13 protein-coding genes and 1 riboswitch are annotated in these 17,116 nt (G+C 70.4%); of the genes, 2 read left to right on the top strand and 11 right to left on the bottom strand.

The features are described from left to right. Window position 1 precedes the first annotated feature (1 nt). The 3 genes from LC438_RS02620 to LC438_RS02610 form a co-directional block, all read right to left on the bottom strand. Window positions 2-805, bottom strand: a complete 804-nt coding sequence (locus LC438_RS02620; RefSeq protein WP_105674237.1) for an energy-coupling factor transporter transmembrane protein EcfT — start codon at window positions 803-805, stop codon at window positions 2-4. Then, a complete protein-coding gene (locus LC438_RS02615) occupies window positions 802-2,262 on the bottom strand; it encodes an ABC transporter ATP-binding protein (RefSeq protein ID WP_223585750.1) in 1,461 nt (486 codons plus the stop codon). Before LC438_RS02615 ends, LC438_RS02620 begins: the two co-directional genes overlap by 4 nt. After that, window positions 2,259-2,906, bottom strand: a complete 648-nt coding sequence (locus LC438_RS02610) for an ECF transporter S component (protein WP_105674239.1) — start codon at window positions 2,904-2,906, stop codon at window positions 2,259-2,261. Before LC438_RS02610 ends, LC438_RS02615 begins: the two co-directional genes overlap by 4 nt. Beyond that, a riboswitch (TPP riboswitch) is annotated at window positions 2,897-3,008 on the bottom strand. It overlaps the preceding gene by 10 nt. 82 nt (window positions 3,009-3,090) lie before the next feature. On the opposite strand from LC438_RS02610, the gene LC438_RS02605 reads away from it, so the two are divergent. Further along, window positions 3,091-4,641 (top strand): D-alanyl-D-alanine carboxypeptidase, encoded by a 1,551-nt coding sequence (locus LC438_RS02605; RefSeq protein WP_223585749.1) that lies wholly within the window; start codon window positions 3,091-3,093, stop codon window positions 4,639-4,641. Between the two features lie 151 nt (window positions 4,642-4,792). On the opposite strand, the gene LC438_RS02600 is transcribed toward LC438_RS02605, so the two are convergent. The 3 genes from LC438_RS02600 to LC438_RS02590 all read right to left on the bottom strand — a co-directional run bounded on the left by LC438_RS02600 (window position 4,793) and on the right by LC438_RS02590 (window position 10,024). Further along, the gene (locus tag LC438_RS02600; RefSeq protein WP_223587441.1) at window positions 4,793-6,994 is read right to left on the bottom strand and encodes an ABC transporter ATP-binding protein; all 2,202 of its coding nucleotides are present in this window, start codon (window positions 6,992-6,994) and stop codon (window positions 4,793-4,795) included. Window positions 6,995-7,044: 50 nt separating this feature from the next. Beyond that, on the bottom strand, window positions 7,045-8,772 hold the full coding sequence (locus LC438_RS02595) for an ABC transporter ATP-binding protein (RefSeq protein ID WP_105674243.1): 1,728 nt from the start codon (window positions 8,770-8,772) through the stop codon (window positions 7,045-7,047). Between the two features lie 190 nt (window positions 8,773-8,962). Beyond that, window positions 8,963-10,024: an enoyl-CoA hydratase/isomerase family protein gene (locus tag LC438_RS02590; RefSeq protein WP_105674245.1), complete on the bottom strand. Its 1,062-nt coding sequence runs from the start codon at window positions 10,022-10,024 to the stop codon at window positions 8,963-8,965. Window positions 10,025-10,134: 110 nt separating this feature from the next. On the opposite strand from LC438_RS02590, the gene LC438_RS02585 reads away from it, so the two are divergent. Continuing rightward, window positions 10,135-12,291, top strand: a complete 2,157-nt coding sequence (locus LC438_RS02585; protein ID WP_223585748.1) for an ATP-binding cassette domain-containing protein — start codon at window positions 10,135-10,137, stop codon at window positions 12,289-12,291. Between the two features lie 77 nt (window positions 12,292-12,368). Here LC438_RS02585 and LC438_RS02580 read toward each other — a convergent pair whose 3' ends face one another. From LC438_RS02580 to hemC, 5 genes are all read right to left on the bottom strand, one after another. Further along, window positions 12,369-12,818 carry a hypothetical protein gene (locus LC438_RS02580; protein ID WP_105674248.1) on the bottom strand — a complete coding sequence of 150 codons (450 nt, stop codon included), beginning with the start codon at window positions 12,816-12,818 and terminating at the stop codon, window positions 12,369-12,371. Between the two features lie 178 nt (window positions 12,819-12,996). Then, window positions 12,997-14,328 (bottom strand): glutamate-1-semialdehyde 2,1-aminomutase, encoded by a 1,332-nt coding sequence (locus LC438_RS02575; protein ID WP_223585747.1) that lies wholly within the window; start codon window positions 14,326-14,328, stop codon window positions 12,997-12,999. A 29-nt stretch (window positions 14,329-14,357) separates the two neighbouring features. Beyond that, window positions 14,358-15,335 (bottom strand): porphobilinogen synthase, encoded by a 978-nt coding sequence (gene hemB, locus LC438_RS02570; protein WP_105674252.1) that lies wholly within the window; start codon window positions 15,333-15,335, stop codon window positions 14,358-14,360. Continuing rightward, window positions 15,332-16,123 carry a uroporphyrinogen-III synthase gene (locus LC438_RS02565; RefSeq protein WP_105674254.1) on the bottom strand — a complete coding sequence of 264 codons (792 nt, stop codon included), beginning with the start codon at window positions 16,121-16,123 and terminating at the stop codon, window positions 15,332-15,334. Before LC438_RS02565 ends, hemB begins: the two co-directional genes overlap by 4 nt. Then, window positions 16,120-17,115: a hydroxymethylbilane synthase gene (hemC, locus tag LC438_RS02560; RefSeq protein ID WP_105674256.1), complete on the bottom strand. Its 996-nt coding sequence runs from the start codon at window positions 17,113-17,115 to the stop codon at window positions 16,120-16,122. The genes LC438_RS02565 and hemC overlap by 4 nt, the downstream gene beginning before the upstream one ends. Between the last annotated feature and the right edge of the window lies 1 nt (window position 17,116).

Genomic DNA, 17,116 nt, shown 5'->3' with positions numbered 1-17,116 from the left:
GTCACGACGCCCCGCCCGCGCCGATGACGAAGTTCCAGGAGCCGGTCGCGACGGCGGCGGCGATCGCGACGAGCGGGATCACCGCGCACGCGAGCAGGAGCGCGGTGTCGCGCCGGGTCCACACTGATTCCCGCGCCCACGACCGCGGACCGGTTCCCCCGAATCCCCTGGCCTCCATCGCCGTGGCGAGCGAGGAGCCGCGGCGGATCGCGAGCACGAACAGCGCGAACGCCATGCCGAGGGTGCGGCGGATACGACCCTGATCGGCGACGCCCCGCGCCCTCCTGGCGAGCGCGAGAGCCCGCCAGTCGTCGGCGAGGAGTCCGAGCATCCGCATTCCGGCGAGGGCTCCGACGACGAAGCGCGCGGGCAGCCGGAGCCGCTGCGCCAGATCGTCGGCGAGGTCGGTGGGATCGACCGTGACGAAGAGCACCACGGAGGGCAGGCCGATCGCCAGCACGCGCACCGCGGTGGCGGCGGCGAGCGCGAGCGATCCGTCGCTCACCCTCATCAGCAGCCACTCGAAGTGCACCTCGCCGCTCTGCGCTCCGTACAGGGCGATCGTGACCGCGCTCAGCGGCGCCGCGATCCAGAGCACGGCGGTGCGGGTCCAGAACTCGCGTGCGCCGAGGCCCGCGAGCAGCAGCAGCGGGATCTCCAGGACCAGGGCGACGGATGCCGACACCACGTCGATCGAGAGGATGAGCGGAACCGCGATGAGCAGCGCCGCGGCGAGCTTGGCGAGCGCCGAGCGCGGAGCGATGGGGCCGCGGCGCTCGATGCGGGCGGTGAGCGGGTCGATCATGCGCCCACCTCGAGCCTGCGGGCGTGCAGGGCGCGCAGCACGGCCTCATCGTGGCTGATCGCGACGATCGCGGCGCCGTCGTCTCTCAGACCGGCGATGATCGCGACGAGCTCGGCCCAGGTCGTGGCGTCCTGCCCGAACGTCGGCTCGTCGAGCAAGATCATCTGCGGGCGAGTGGCGAGAGCGGCGGCCACCGTGAGACGACGCTTCTCCCCTCCGGACAGCGTGTACGGGTTCGCCTCGGCGAGCGCGGTCAGCCGCAGACGCTCCAGCAGCTCGTCGGCACGTCGGGCGATCTCCGCCTCGTCCAGCCGCAGAGCGCGGGGGCCCACGGCGAGCTCCTCCCGAACGGTCTTCGCGAGGAGCTGGTGCTCGGGGGTCTGCAGCACCGTCGCGATGCGGGTGAGCAGCGCGCGGGACGTCCAGCGGAAGGGGTCGTCTCCCGACCCCGACGACAGCGCTGCCGAGGCGACGACCCGCCCGCTCTCCGCCGGGATGAGACCCGCGAGCGTGAGCCCGAAGGTCGACTTGCCCGCCCCGTTGGGGCCGGTGATGCCGATCGCCTCCCCCGCGTGCACGTCGAGGTCGAAGGGACCGGCGACCGGGATGCCGCGGCTGCGCGCCACGGTCAGGGCGTGCGCCCGCAGCAGGACCTCACCCGGTCCGTACGCCGGCGGAGGGGGAACAGCCGGCGGATGACCGGGCACCCAGACCCCGGATGCGGCGAGCTCGGCGCCGCGCGTGCCGAGCACCTCGTCGGGAGTCCCGTCCGCCAGGACGACGGTGCCTTCGGGCTCCGCGCCGAGCACGATGACCCGGTCGACCAGGGGCAGCCACGCGTCGATGCGGTGCTCGATCACGACGAGGGTCGCCCCGGTCGCGTCGAGGGCGGCGGCGACCGCATCCCGCACATCCCGCACCCCCTCGGGGTCGAGGTTGGCGGTCGGCTCGTCGAGCAGGATCGCTCCGGGGCGCATGGCGATCACGCCCGCCAGCGCCAGCCGCTGCTTCTGCCCTCCCGAGAGCGCCGCTGTCGAGCGGTCGAGGGGCACGTCGAGCTCGACGGCATCCATCGCCTCGCGCACCCGCGGCCAGATCTCCTCGCGGGGCACGCCGAGGTTCTCGCATCCGAAGGCGATGTCGTCGCCGACCCTGGCGAGCATGGTCTGCGTGTCGGGGTCCTGCAGCACCATCCCCACGCGGCCCCGGCTCTCCGTCGCGGGAACGCCGTCGACGAGGAGCGCTCCGTGCGTCTCCCCCTCGTCGGCGCCGCCGAGCACGCCGCCGAAGCCCTGCAGCAGCGTGGACTTGCCCGAGCCGGAGGCGCCGAGCAGAAGCACCCGCTCCCCCGGCTCGATTCGCAGTTCGACCTCGCGCACGGCCCAGCGCAGCCGGGTGGCGTAGCGCCATCCCCAGCCGCGCGCATCGAGCGCGGCGGGGTTCACCCGGGCGGTCACACTCGTGCGGTGACCTCGCGGCCGGCCGCGAACCGGCTCAGGGCGCCGGTGGCGGCGAGTCCGCGGGCGATCAGCCAGGCGCCGAGCCCGGCGATCACCGCACCGGAGATGGTCGTCGAGGAGATGTAGACGGCGGTGAAGAGCGTGTCCACCCCCGGGTACCAGAGGATGCGGTCGTTGATGCCGCACGCGAGCCCCGCGCCGGCGCCGGCCAGCATCGCGACGGGCAGACGCCAGACGCCGTACAGGAACACGAGGAAGATCAGCTCGGCGCCGATGCCCTGCACGAGTCCGGAGACGATGGTCAGCGGCCCCCACGCGTTGCCGATCAGCGCCGAGATGATCGCGGCGACCAGCTCGGTGTAGAGCGCGGCGCCGGGCTTGCGGACGATCAGCCCGCCGAGGACGCCGGCGATCAGCCACGGACCGGCGAGCAGTCCCTGGACGCCGGGGAGCAGCGCCTCGAGGGCCCCGCTCGGGGTCACGTATCCGACGTTCCACAGCAAGAAGATCGCCGCGCAGGCGACGGCGACGACGCTGGCCACGACGATGTCGACGACGCGCCAGCGCCAGAGCTGGGCGTTGCGCAGGCCTGTGGCCGTGGATGCCGCTTCGGTGCTCGACCGGTGCGTGGACGTACTCATCTGAACTCCTCCCTGCGCCGGCATGATCCGGATCAGGTTCGACGGTCGAAGCGCGATTCGCTCCCTCTCAGCCCGGCTCGCCGGACTCCCGTGGTTGTGCTCTCGATCATACCCAGTGCCGACACTCCGCGCTCCCCTGTTGCGGCACCGCGGTTCTCACGGGAGAGTTCGGTACCGTAAGCAGGTGACCGCTCCTGACTCCGCCGAGGCCACCGCTCCCCTGGGCGATGCCCCGATCGACGCCGCCGCAGACGCGGACACGTCGGCCATCGACGCGGAGCTCGACCGGGTCCCCGCGATCCCGGATGCTTCGGCTCACGACTCCGAACTGGAGCAGCTGGTCGCGGACGCAGAGGCCCCCGCCGCTCAGTGGGCGAGCGAGGGCGGAGCGGCGACCGCACTCACCTGGGTGGATGCGGCATCCGTCGCCGACCACTCCCCGACGGCGACGCTCGACGGCGATCAGGTGCGCGAACCAGGGGCCGCGCTCTGGACGGGCGCCCGGCTGCGCCCCGCCGCGGCGGGTCCAGGCGTGCTCGTGCCGATCGGCATCCTCGCCGCACTGGCCGCCTCCTACGCGGGCACGACCCTGCTGTGGCCGCTGCACGAGGTCGCGCCGACCGTGAAGACGGCGGAGTTCCAGGCGACGGCCGCTCCGGCAGCGGCCATCACGTGGCCGACGCAGGGCAGCGCGGCGGTCGGCATCCAGGGCATCGGAACGGTCGCCTCTTCGCCGGATCCGGCCGTCATCGCGAGCATCACCAAGGTGGTCAGCGTGCTCATGGTGCTGGATCAGATGCCGCTCGCCGTCGGCGAGCAGGGCCCGTCCTTCTCGTTCACCAAGGCCGACAGCCAGTCGTATCTCGCGTACAAGCGCAGCGACCAGTCGGCGCTCGACGTGCCCGTCGGGGGTTCCCTGACGGAGTTCCAGATGCTGCAAGGCATCCTGCTCGGCTCGGCGAACAACTACATCGACCGCCTCGCGAAGGAGATCTGGGGCTCGGACAAGGCCTTCGCAGACGCCGCGGCGACCTGGCTCAGAGATCGCGGCATCCAGGGCATCACGATCCTCTCGCCCTCCGGGTTCGACGAGCGCAACACGGCGACCCCCGAGGCGCTGATCGCCGTGGCGGAGCGGGCGATGCAGAACCCCGTGTTCGCGGGGATCGTCGGCACGCCCTCGGTCGAGCTGCCGGGCGCCGGACTCGTGAAGAACACGAACGGGATGCTGTCGGACTCCGGTGTGGTCGGCATCAAGACCGGCACCCTTCACGAGAGCTGGAATCTGCTCACCGCGAAGGACGTGGTCGTCGACGGCACGACCGTGCATCTCTACGCCTCGGTGCTCACGCAGGCCGATGACGACATGCGTCTCGCGTCGACGCGGTCTCTGTTCTCGCAGGTCGAGGACGCGCTGCAGGCCGAGACCCCCGCGGTGGCGAAGGGAACCGTCGTCGGAGAGGTGGACACCCTGTGGGGTGCATCCACCGAGATCGTGACGGATGCCGACGCCGACGTCGTGCTGTGGGACTCCGCCGCGGCGGAGGCGACGCCCGAGTTCGATCTGGGCGAGAAGAGCAAGGCGGGCGCCGAGGTCGGCACGTTGACCGTCGCCGGCCCCCTCGACACGGCGACGACTCCACTCACTCTGAAGAAGAAGCTCGAGGGGCCCAGCGCCTGGTGGCGTCTCACCCACCCCCTGGAGCTCTTCGGCCTGACCTCCGACAAACGCTAGCCGGAGCCAGGCGCATAGCCCCCGGGCGCACGGCCCCAGGGCGCACGACCCCTGAGCACGCGGGCGCCCAGGCGCACAACTCCCGGGGACACGGCCCAGCGCACGCGAAAGCCCCGCCCCGAGTGACCGGGGCGAGGCTTTCGCGGTGAGCTCAGGCCCTGTTGTCGCCGGAGTCCGAACGCTCGATGAGCGACTCCGCCGAGGCGACCTCCGCTGCCGGGCTCTGCGCGCCGACCGAGGCGCCGACGCGCGCGGCATCCGCCTCGGCCTCGGCGTCGCCGGTGACGACCACGGGGGTCGTTCCGGTGAGCGCCTCTTCGGCGTCGATGTCGGCCGCGGCCTGCTCGAACTGCGACTGGTACAGACGCCAGTAGGCGCCCTGCGCGGCGATGAGCTCGTCGTGCGTGCCCTTCTCCACGATGTCGCCGTGCTCCATCACGAGGATGAGGTCGGCGTCACGGATGGTCGACAGGCGGTGCGCGATGACGAAGGACGTGCGTCCTTCTCGGAGCGCCGCCATCGCGTGCTGCAGCAGCAGCTCGGTGCGGGTGTCGACCGCCGATGTCGCCTCATCGAGGATGAGGATCGACGGCTGCGCGACGAACGCCCTGGCGATGGTGATGAGCTGGCGTTCGCCCGCCGAGACGTTCGACGCGTCTTCGTCGAGGACCGTGTCGTAGCCCTCGGGGAGAGCGTGCACGAACCGGTCGACGTACGTCGCCTTCGCGGCGGCGAGCACCTCGTCGTCGGTCGCCGTGGAGCGGCCGTAGCGGATGTTCTCGCGGATGCTCCCGGCGAACAGCCACGGATCCTGCAGCACCATTCCGGTGCGCGAGCGCAGGTCGTCGCGTGTCATGTCCGCGATGTCCTGCCCGTCGAGCAGGATGCGTCCGCCGCTGAGCTCGTAGAACCGCATGATCAGGTTGACCAGCGTGGTCTTTCCCGCGCCGGTCGGGCCGACGATCGCGACGGTCTGCCCTGGCTCGACCTGGAACGACAGGTCGGTGATGAGCGGACGGTCCTCCGAGTAGGAGAACGCGACGTTCTCGAACTCGATGACGCCCTTGCCGTCGACGACCGTGGGGGCGTCGTCGGCATCCGGCTCCTGCTCGTCTTCGTCGAGCAGCTGGAAGACGCGCTCCGCGGAGGCGGTTCCCGACTGCACGACCGCTGCCATGCCGCCGAGCTCTGCCAGCGGCTGGGAGAACTGCTGCGAGTACTGGATGAACGCCTGCACGTCGCCGAGGCGCAGCTGGCCGTTGGCGACCATGAGGCCACCCAGCACCGCGAGGGCGGCGTAGCTGAGGCTGCCGACGAAGGTCATCGCGGGCATGATGATGCCCGAGAGGAACTGCGCCTTGAACGCCGACTGGAACAGCTCCTCGTTCTCGACCTGGAACTTGTCGAGAGCGTCCTGCTCGCGTCCGAAGACCTTGACCAGTGCGTGGCCGGAGAAGGCCTCCTCGACGCGGGCGTTCAGGCGTCCGACCTTGCGCCACTGCTGGCCGAAGGCCTTCTGCGAACGCGGACCGATGACGCCGAAGATGACGCCCATCAGCGGGAGCGCGATCAGGGCGACGAGCGCGAGCTGCCACGAGATCGAGAACATCATGATCAGCACGCCGACCACCGTGAGCACGGAGGTGAGGGCGCCGGACAGCGACTGCTGCATGGTCTGCGTGATGTTGTCGATGTCGTTCGTGACCCGCGAGATCAGTTCACCTCGCTGCACCTTGTCGAAGTACGACAGGGGCAGACGGTTGATCTTCGCCTCGACGTCTTCGCGCAGGCGCCACATGGTGCGGACCATGATGACGTTGATGACGTAGCCCTGGATCCAGCTGAGGAGCGCGGCGAGCACGTAGATCGCCAGCACCGCGAGGATGATCCAGCGCATGGCCTCGAAGTCGATGCCGTCGCCGACCTTGAAGTCGCGCATCGCGGCGACCTGGTTGGCGAAGTCGTCCTGGCCGAACTGGCGCAGCTGCTCCACGACCTCGCTCTTCGGTGTCCCTGCGGGGAACCCGGGGAACGTGTCGGTCTTGCGTCCCAGTTCGTTGGAGAAGAAGCCCGCGTAGACGAGGTTGGTCGCCTCGGCGAGGACCTTCGGGGCCGCCACGGAGAGGAAGACGCCGATGGCGCCGAGGATCGACACGAACACGAACCAGACGGCGGAGGGCTTGAGGAGCCCGATCATCCGCTTGAAGCTCGGGCCGAAGTTGTCGGCCTTGCCCGGCGCGACGCTGTCCCAGTCCCCCGAGTTCTGACGGGCCTGCTCGGCGAGCTCGGCCTCGTACTTCTCCTCCTCGGTGAGCTCGGGCTCGACGGTCGCGGCGGCCTTGGCCGCCGCCATGCGCTCCCGACGGCTCTGCGGCTTCTCGGGAGTCGACGGGTTCTGCGCGCTCATGCGTCCACCCCCAGCTGCGACTCGACGATCTCGCGGTACGTGTCGTTGGTCTCGAGCAGCTCCTCGTGGGTGCCCACGCCGACCATGGTTCCTCCTTCAAGGACGACGATGCGATCGGCATCCGTGATCGTCGAGACGCGCTGCGCGACGACGATCTTCGTGACGTGCGGGAGCTCCCGCCACAGCGCCTGCCTCAGGCGAGCGTCTGTGGTGAGATCGAGCGCCGAGAACGAGTCGTCGAAGACGAGGATCTGCGGCTGGTGCACGATCGCACGGGCGATGGCGAGACGCTGGCGCTGACCGCCCGAGACGTTCGTGCCACCCTGGGCGATGCGCGAGTTCAGCCCATCGGGCATCTCCTCGACGAAGTCGCGCCCCTGTGCGATCTCCAGCGCATGCCAGAGCTCTTCATCGGTGGCGTCCTCACGGCCGTAGCGAAGGTTCGACGCCACGGTGCCCGTGAAGAGGAACGGACGCTGGGGCACCAGGCCGATGCTCTGCCACAGCGCGTCGACGTCGGCTTCGCGCACGTCGGTCCCACCCACGAAGGCGGCGCCTCCGGTGACGTCGAAGAGCCGAGGGATCAGGGAGACGAGCGTCGTCTTGCCCGCACCGGTGGATCCGACGATCGCGACGGTCTCCCCCGGTTCCGCGGCGAAGCTGATGCCGTGCAGGACAGGCGACTCCGCACCGGGGTAGGTGAACTCGACGGCGTCGAAGGCCACGGCTCCGGGGACGGGGAAGTCGCTGACGCCGTGCTCGGGGCGCGTCATGCTCGACGTCGAGTCGAGGACCTCGCCGACGCGCTCGGCCGAGACGGCGGCGCGCGGGATCATCATCGCCATGAAGCTCGACATGATGACACCCATCATGATCTGGCCGATGTACTGCATGAACGCGAAGAGCGTGCCGATCTCGACGGTGCCCGAGTTGACCTCGATGCCGCCGAACCAGATCACCGCGACGACCGTGACGTTGAGCACGAGCATGAACAGCGGGAACAGGAGCACGAAGAGGGAGCCGATCTTGCGGCCGACCACCATGATGTCGGTGTTCGCGCCGCGGAAGCGCTCCTCTTCGATCTCCTCGCGCACGAAGGCGCGCACGACGCGGACGCCGGTGAGCTGCTCGCGCATGATGCGGTTGACGTTGTCGATCTTCTTCTGCATGCTCCGGAACAGCGGCACCATGCGGCTGATGATCAGGAGGGCGATGATCAGCATGACCGGGACGGAGACGGCGATCAGCCAGCTCAGGCTGGCGTTCGTCACGACGGCCATGATGATGCCGCCGATGGCGAGCAGAGGCGCGGTGACGAACATCGTCGCGCCCATCATGGCGAGCATCTGGACCTGCTGCACGTCGTTCGTGTTGCGGGTGATCAGTGAGCCGGCGCCGAACTGCGAGACCTCGCGCTCGGAGAATCCGCTCACCTTGGCGAAGACGTCGGCGCGGATGTCACGGCCGGCCCCCATGGCGGCCCTGGCGGCGAAGTAGGTCGCGATGACGGACGCGACGATCTGGCCGAGCGAGACGACGAGCATGAACAGGCCGGTGCGCCAGATGTACGCGGTGTCGCCCTGGGCGACGCCCTGGTCGATGAGGTCTTTGTTCAGGTTCGGCAGGTACAGCGACGCGAGGGCGCTGGCGAACTGGAACACCAGGACGCCGACGAGCAGCCATCGATATCGGGAGAGATAGCGGACGAGGATTTTTCCCAGCACAGGCGGACTTCCTTGAGGGGTTGGAACAGCGGATTTCTCGGCTGGCGGATGCCGACCGACAATCAGCCGCATCACAGATTGTCACGTGCCACGGACATTCGCATCCCCCTGAGGGGGGACCTTCGCTCACAGCGAACCTTATTTCGCTGCGGTCTGCGGTTTGTGCACTCGGGAGAACAACGGGACCGATTCAGAACAGGGGGTGCTCCGGCACGTACGCCCGCGCGTCGGCTCCGGCATCCGGTGCCAGTTCGGCGATGGTCGGCGGGTTCCACTTCGGGTTGCGGTCCTTGTCGACCAGCTGCGCGCGGATGCCCTCCACGAGGTCGGGGTGCTCGTTCACGAACCACAGCACCCTGCGGTACTCGCCCTCCAGCGCCGCGCGCAGACCGGGGAGGTCCCTGGCCTCGCGGACCGCGTCGAGCGTGACGGCGAGACCGGTGGGGGCGAGGCCCTCCAGCAGGTCGGCGATCGCTGCGGCATCCGTTGTGCCCTGCGCCTTCAGACGCTCGACGATCTCGGCGACCGACGGTGCGGAGAACGCCTCGTCGATCCACTCGCGCGATGCGGGCAGGGCCGACGGCTCTGGTGTCTCGTCGAAGAGCAGCACGATCTCCGCCGGCCCGGTCGGATCGGCACGGTAGGCGAGGGCCTCGCGCAGCGCCTCCAGCCGGTCGGAGGGCACGAAGTGGTCGGCGAAGCCGAGGTAGACGGCATCCGCGGCGTTCATGGTGCCGCCGGTGAGGCCGAAGTACTCCCCGAAGCGGCCGGGGGCGCGCCCGAGCAGCCAGGTGCCGCCGACATCGGGAGTGAATCCGATGCGGGTCTCCGGCATCGCCAGGGTCGAGCGCTCGGTGACGATGCGGATCGCCGCGTGACCGGCGAGGCCGATGCCGCCGCCCATCGTGATGCCGTCGGCGATCGCCACGACCGGCTTGGGGTACTCGGCGATCATCGCGTTCAGGGCGTACTCGGCCCGGAAGAACTGCGCGGTCTCCTCCGCCTTCCCCGCGACGATCTGCGCGTGCAGCGCACGGACGTCCCCTCCGGCGCACAGGCCCCGCTCGCCTTCGCCGTCCAGGACGACGATCTGCACATCGGTGTCGTCGCGCCAGGCGTCGAGGGCCGCCGTCAGCTGCACGATCATGTCGTGGTCGAGGGCGTTGATCGCCTCAGGGCGGTTGAGCGTGAGCCGCCCGAGGGCTCCTTCGGTGCGGACGAGAACGCGCGGAGCAACGGTGGGATCGGTCACGAGAGCCAGGCTACTCCCGTTTCCGAGGCGCCCTTTTCACCGGGAAATGCGCGATCCTGCGGCTTTTCCGGCAGGATAGACAGAACTGCCCATGCAAGGAGAGGTCGCGGATGCCCGACGGACAGGTGCTCGAGTTCACGCGCGTCACGAAGCGTTTCAACGATGTGACGGCGGTGTCCGACTTCTCCGCTCGGGTCGAGCCCGGTGTCGTGACCGCTTTCCTCGGCCCGAACGGAGCCGGCAAGACGACCTCGCTGCGCATCCTGCTCGGCCAGGTGCGCCCGACCAGCGGTACGGCCACGATCGGCGGCGTGCCCTATGCAGACCTGCGCACCCCGTTGCGCACGATCGGCTCGGTGCTCGAGGAGACGGTCTACCGCCCTCGGCGCACCGCGGCCAGGCAGCTGACCATCGCCGCGAAGGCCAACGGCATCCCCCTCTCCCGTGTCGACGAGGTGCTCGCGCTCGTGGGCCTCGACGGTGAGGGCGAGGGCCGTATCGGCAGCTTCTCCCTCGGGATGCGGCAGCGCCTCAGCGTCGCGCACGCCCTGCTCGGCGACGCCGGAACCCTCGTCTTCGACGAGCCGGCCAACGGCCTCGACCCCGAGGGCATCCGCTGGATGCGCCTGCTGATGCGCCGTCTGGCCGATGAGGGGCGCACCGTCCTCGTCTCCTCGCACGTGCTGAGCGAGGTCGAGCAGGTCGCCGATCACGTGCTCGTGCTGTCGAAGGGCCGGCTGGTCCTGTCCAGCGGCATCGAGAGCCTCGCCGACCCCGCAGCCGGTTCGGTGGTGGTGGATGCCGCGGATCGCGCCGCTCTCACCTCCGCCCTCGCCGCCGCAGGGTTCGAGGTCGAGGTGCTGCGCTCGGGTCTCACCGTGCGCGGCGGAGACGCCAAGACCGTCGGATCGGTCGCAGCGGCCGCCGGCGTCGCGCTGAGCACCCTCGTGCAGCGAGGACCGACGCTGGAGGATGTGTTCATCGAGCTCGTGCGCGGAGGCAAGCTCGCGCCGCACGCCGAGGCCGTCGCCTCGCAGCTCGTGCTCCCCGAGGCGCCCGCGTCGGCCGCGGACGACGCCGCCGAGGAAGCCCCGGTCGAGGAAGCCTCCGTCGAGGAGACCCCCGTCGAGGAGGAGTCCACCGACGAAGCCCCCCTCGATGACGCGCCCGCCGCCGAGGACGTGCTGCCGCTGGAAGCCGAGTCCGTTCCCGGAGACCCGCTGGCCGCCGCCGTGCTGACCGCCGGCGCGGGAGCGGCGATCGCCGAGGCCTCCTCTGCGGAGGATGCGGCCGATGCCGCCTCCGACGCGGTCGACGCCGCAGCGGACGCCGAGGATGCCGCGGCCGATGTCGATCACGCCGCCGCTGAGCTCGGGTACGCCGCAGACGCAGCGGATGCCGAGGACACGGCCGATGCGGCTGACGACGCGACAGACGACGACGCTGACACCGGCACCGCAGAGGCGTCGGGCGAGGTCGCCGAGTCGACCGAGACCGAAGAGGCCCCCGCTGCAGACCCCGCCGGAGGACCCTCGTTCGACGAGATCCTGTTCGGCACCGCGTCGGCCGACACCGGCGAGACGGCCACCGAGCCGCACGATGCCGGCGAGGACGCCGAGCACTCCGGCCTCGAGGTCTTCGAGGGCCTCGACTCCTCGGAGGAGACGACCGCAGCGTCCGAGCCCGAGTCGTCCGAGGCGTCCGAGGCATCCGACACCGAGGCATCCGACACCGAAACAACAGAATCCGAAGCGTCGGAGACCGCGGGCGACGAAGCGTCGGAGACCGCCGGCGACGAAGCGTCAGAGACCGTAGGCGACGAAGCGTCGGAAACCGCGAGCGAAGAGGATGCCGACCCTCGGGCGGCAGCCGTCTCGTCGATGCTCGCAGCCGCGGCTCGCGCCTACTACGAGGATGAGCCGAAGGACTACCCCTTCGGCGAGGCGCCCACGGGCGATGAGCACGCGCCGACGAGCGATGAGCAGGGGCAGGACGAGGGCGCGCACTGGTCGGTCGCCACGACCGGAGTGATCGACACTGTTCCGACCTCTCAGGACGGAAGCTCCGCCGAAGAGGCTGCGCATGACGCGGGGAATCCCGCCGAGGGCGACCAGGCCTCCGACCACCACGAGCACGAGGGCCACGAGCACGAAGGTGAGCACCCCGAAGGTGAGCACCACGAGGGCGAGCACCACGAGGCTGAGCGCCACGACGGTGAGCACCACGAGCGCCACGACGGTGAGCACCACGACCACCACCACGGCTGAACGCCGCTGACACGACGAACCCCTCCTGCCTGCGGGCACGGAGGGGTTCGTCGTGTGAAGCGGAGTCTCTGACGAGGTCAGGCGGGCCGCGGACGGATCACGGGACGGCGACTCCCCTTGGACACCGGGACCGGAGCGGTCGCGACGATCTCCTCGACGTCGGCGGGCTCGTCGGACACGTCCAGACGGAGCGCCTGGGTCAGCGCGAGACCGTGGCTCGTCGTCAGGATGAGCCGGCGGTACTCGTGGTCTCCGTCGAGATCGATGACGACGCTCGGTCGCCGCCTGCGGATCAGGACGAAGTCGAGGCTGCCCGCGGTCTTCCAGGTTCCCGCGGCGAGCACTCCCGGGATGTGCGTGCCGGGGTTCGGCACTCCACGGAGCCACGTCCACGCGTCATCGGTGAGCTGCACCTTGGCGATGGTCTCGCGCTCGATGCGGATGTTGTCGCGGTGGAAGCTCGCGGCGCGCTCGATCGGCGAGAGCACGATCTCGAGTTGCGTCTGGTCCAGCAGCAACGTCACCATGCCACCAGTCTGCCAGCGGCATCCCCCCAGTTGTCTGGGTCTTGCTCACAGGAACGCAACGATCCCTTGTCGTGTTGATCCACTTCTCCCCTTCCCGCACGCCGAGATTCGAATATATGTACTATACTCGAGTCTCGGTGGGTCCGGAGACCGCCGAGGCGCGCGGAGGGAGCCGTCGTCAGGAGCGAGTCGCGCGAGCCGCCGCCGCAGCCGCAGCCGCAGCCGGGAGCGCCTGCTCGATGAGTTCGAGCTCCTCGTCGCCGTGAGCGGCGGTGAGGAACCAGGCCTCGAACACGCTCGGCGGGAGCGCCACTCCCTGCTCGCGCATGGAATGGAAGAACGGCGCGTACCGGAACGACTCCTGCGCCTGGGCCTCCGCGTAGTCGCGCGGCGCCGAGGCTCGGAACGAAGCGTTGAACAGGTTCCCCGCCTTCGCCACGGAGTGGGTGACCCCGGCCTCCGTCAGCGCGCCCTCGAGAGCCGCGACCAGGCGAGCGGATGCCGCGTCCACCGTCTCGTACACCTCCGGCGTCGCGAGGCGCAGCGTCGCGAGCCCCGCGGCGACCGAGAGCGGGTTCCCCGACAGGGTTCCCGCCTGGTACACCGGGCCGAGGGGCGCGAGGAGGTCCATGATCTCGGCGCGTCCGCCGAGGGCCGCCAGCGGCATCCCCCCGCCGACGACCTTGCCGAAGGTGATGATGTCGGGGAGGTAGTCCTCGCCCGCCGCGGCCTGCAGGCCCCAGAAGCCCGCGGGGTGCACGCGGAATCCGGTGAGCACCTCGTCGAGGATCATCAGGGCGCCGTGCTCGTGCGCGGTGTCGGCGATCAGGCGGTTGAAACCGGGAACCGGCGCCACCACGCCCATGTTGGCGGCCGACGCCTCGACGATCACGGCCGCGATGCGGTCGCCGTGCTCGGCGAAGACCGCCGCCAGCGCGTCGGGATCGTTGTAGCCGATGACGAGCGTCTGCGCGGCGATCGGGGCGGGGACGCCCGCGGATCCGGGGAGCGCGAGCGTCGCGATCCCCGATCCGGCCTCCGCCAGCAGGCCGTCGGAGTGGCCGTGGTAATGGCCGGCGAACTTCACGAGCAGGTCGCGACCGGTCGCCCCGCGCGCCAGGCGGATCGCGGTCATCGTCGCCTCGGTGCCCGTCGACACGAGACGGACGCGCTCGACCGGGCGCGCCTCGGCGAACCGCACGCGGTCGGCGATCAGCGTCGCGAGCTCCACCTCGCCCTCCGTCGGAGCGCCGAACGACAGACCGCGCGTCGCAGCCTCCTGCACCGCCGCGACGACCTCCGGGTGCGCGTGACCGAGCAGAGCGGGCCCCCACGAGGCGACGAGGTCGACGTACTCGATGCCGGCGGCATCCGTCACCCTCGCCCCCTTGGCCGAGGCCAGGAAACGCGGAGTGCCCCCCACCGAGCCATAGGCCCGCACGGGAGAGTTCACTCCGCCGGGGGTCACCGCGCGGGCGGCGGCGAACAGATCGTCATTGCGGTCGGTCATGAGAACTCCTCCGGATGGCGAAGGGGCGATCAGCCGCGCAGCCAGCGCGCGGCCTCGGTCGCCCAGTAGGTCAGCACGGCGTCGGCTCCGGCGCGGCGGATCGACAGCAGCGACTCCAGCACGGCGGCCCGACGATCGATCCAGCCGTTCGCGGCGGCGGCCTCGATCATCGCGTACTCGCCGGACACCTGATATGCCCAGACCGGAATATGCACGGTGTCGCGCACCTCCCTGAGCACGTCGAGGAAGGACATGGCCGGCTTCACCATGACGATGTCGGCGCCCTCGGCCTCGTCGACGACGGCCTCGCGCACGCCCTCCCGGCGGTTGCCGGGGTCGAGCTGGTAAGTGCGGCGATCGCCGGTGAGCTGAGAGTCCACCGCCTCGCGGAACGGCCCGTAGAACGCGCTCGCGTACTTCGCGGCGTAGGCGAGCAGCAGCGTCGAGTGGAAGCCCTCGGCGTCGAGCGCCGCGCGGATGACGGCGACCTGGCCGTCCATCATCCCCGACAGTCCGAGCAGCTGGGAGCCCGCTCGCGCCTGCGCGAGCGCCATCGCGGTGTACCGCTCCAGGGTCGCGTCGTTGTCCACCGAGCCGTCAGCCGCGAGCACGCCGCAGTGGCCGTGGTCGGTGAACTCGTCGAGACACAGATCGGTCTGCACCACGAGGGCGTCGCCCACCTCGGCAGCCAGCGCCTCGGTCGCGACGTTCAGGATGCCGGCGGGATCGTCGGACCCGGAGCCGCGTGCATCGCGCACCGCGGGCACGCCGAACAGCATCACTCCGCCGACTCCGGCCTCGGCCGCGTCCACGGCGGCTGCCCGCAGGGAGTCGAGGGAGTGCTGCAGGACGCCGGGCATGGAGCCGATCGGAGAGGCCTCGGAGATGCCCTCCCTGACGAACAGCGGCAGCACGAGCTGACGGGGTTCGAGGGACGTCTCGCGTACGAGGTCGCGCACGGCGGGCGACTGCCTCAGCCGACGGAGGCGGGTCTCGGGGAAGCTCACGGCGCGAACTCGTCGGCCGCGTGCGGAAGCGTGAAGTGCGACACCGCGTCGATGAGGGCATCCACCGTCTGCCGGTCGGCGACCACCGTGATCGGCAGCCCCGCCTTACGGGCGTCGTGGGCGGTACGGGGCCCGATCGCAGCCAGCAGCGTTTCGTCGGGGATGTCGGGGAACTGCTCGCGCACCTGCTGAGCGACGGAGCCGCTGGTGATCAGGATCGCGTTGATGCGGCCGTTCTGCACATCGCGCATGATGCGATCGGTCACAGGGACTCCGACGGTACGGTACGCCACCACGCTGTCGACGTCGTGTCCGGCCTTCTCCAGCAGCTTGCTCAGCACCGGCTTCGCGATCTCGCTGCGCAGCGCCAGGATGCGACGGGGCTCCGTCTCCAGCCCGATCAGCTGCTCGGCCATGCCCTCGGCGGAGTTGTCCTCGTCGGGCACCAGCGCGACCTCGTAGCCCACGGCCTGCAGAGCCGCGGCGGTCGTCTCGCCGACCGCGGCGATCCTCGTCGTGCGGGGGACGACGGCGCGATGCGCGAACATCACGTCGACGGTCGTCGCACTCGTGATCGTCAGCCAGTCGTACGCACCCGCTGCCAGCTGCTCCAGCGCCACGTCGAGCGCGGCCTGGTCGGTCGTGGGGGCGAAGTTGATGAGGGGCGCGACGACGGGCACCGCGCCCTGGGAACGCAGACTCGCGGCGACGCCGTCGCCCCACGGTCCGCCGCGGGGTACGAGGATGCGCCAGCCGTCCAGCGGTCGGTCCTGCTTTGAATCAGTCATGAGGAATGCTCTCGGGAGACGAGGTCAGCCGCCCCTTGATCGAGCAGCCGACGGGCAACAGTCAACCCGAGCTCGCGCGCTGCGTGCATCGGGTCTGCACCATCGGCAGCATCCGCTCCATTGCCACTGCCGTTCCGATGAATATACTCCCCGTTCAGGTCTTCCGTGACGTCGAGGCCGATTCTCCTGCCTCCGTCGGCCGCGTAGACGACCGTTCTGACGCGCACCGAGGCGCCGGAGACGACCGCGTGGGCGGCCATCGGCGCCTGGCATCCGGCGTCCAGCCCTTCGAGGATCGCGCGTTCGACGGTGACCGCCACACGGGTCGCCTCGTCGTCCAGCTCCGCGAGTGCCGCGAGCAGCGCGGGAGCGGCATCCGTACGCGTCTCGACGGCGAGCGACCCCTGCCCGGGGGCGGTCGGCCACTCGGCGAGCCCGAGCTCCTCGCGCCGCAGGGGCGAATCCGCTCCGAGGCGGGACAGACCGGCAGCGGCGAGGATGACGGCATCCAGCTCCTCCGTCGCCACACGCTGCAGACGCGAGTCGACGTTGCCGCGGATGTCGACCACCCTGGCGTGCGGGGCCCGCCGTCGCACCTGCGCGATGCGACGCGGGGACCCTGTGCCGATGAGGCTTCCCGGCGGCAGCTCGTGCAGGGGGATGCCGTCGCGCGTGATCGCGACGTCGCGGGCGTCCTCACGCACCGGCGTGGCTGCGATGACGAGGCCCTCGGGGATCGCCGTCGGCAGGTCCTTCAGCGAGTGCACGAGGAGATCGCACTCCCCGGCGAGGAGGGCCTCACGAAGACGGGTGGCGAAGATGCCCTGGCCGCCGATCTCCGACAGGGACGCACGGTTGGTGTCGCCCTCGCTGGTGATCGGAACGAGCTCGACAGGACGGCCGGCGACCTTCTCGAGGGCGGCGGCGACATGACCGGACTGCGCCTGCGCGAGCGCGCTGCGGCGGGTGCCCAACCTGATCGGGGTGCTCATG

It is taken from the genome of Microbacterium sp. OVT16B (assembly GCF_019969705.1).
Classification (GTDB): domain Bacteria; phylum Actinomycetota; class Actinomycetes; order Actinomycetales; family Microbacteriaceae; genus Microbacterium; species Microbacterium natoriense.
This window is presented reverse-complemented; position numbering and strand designations above follow the sequence as displayed.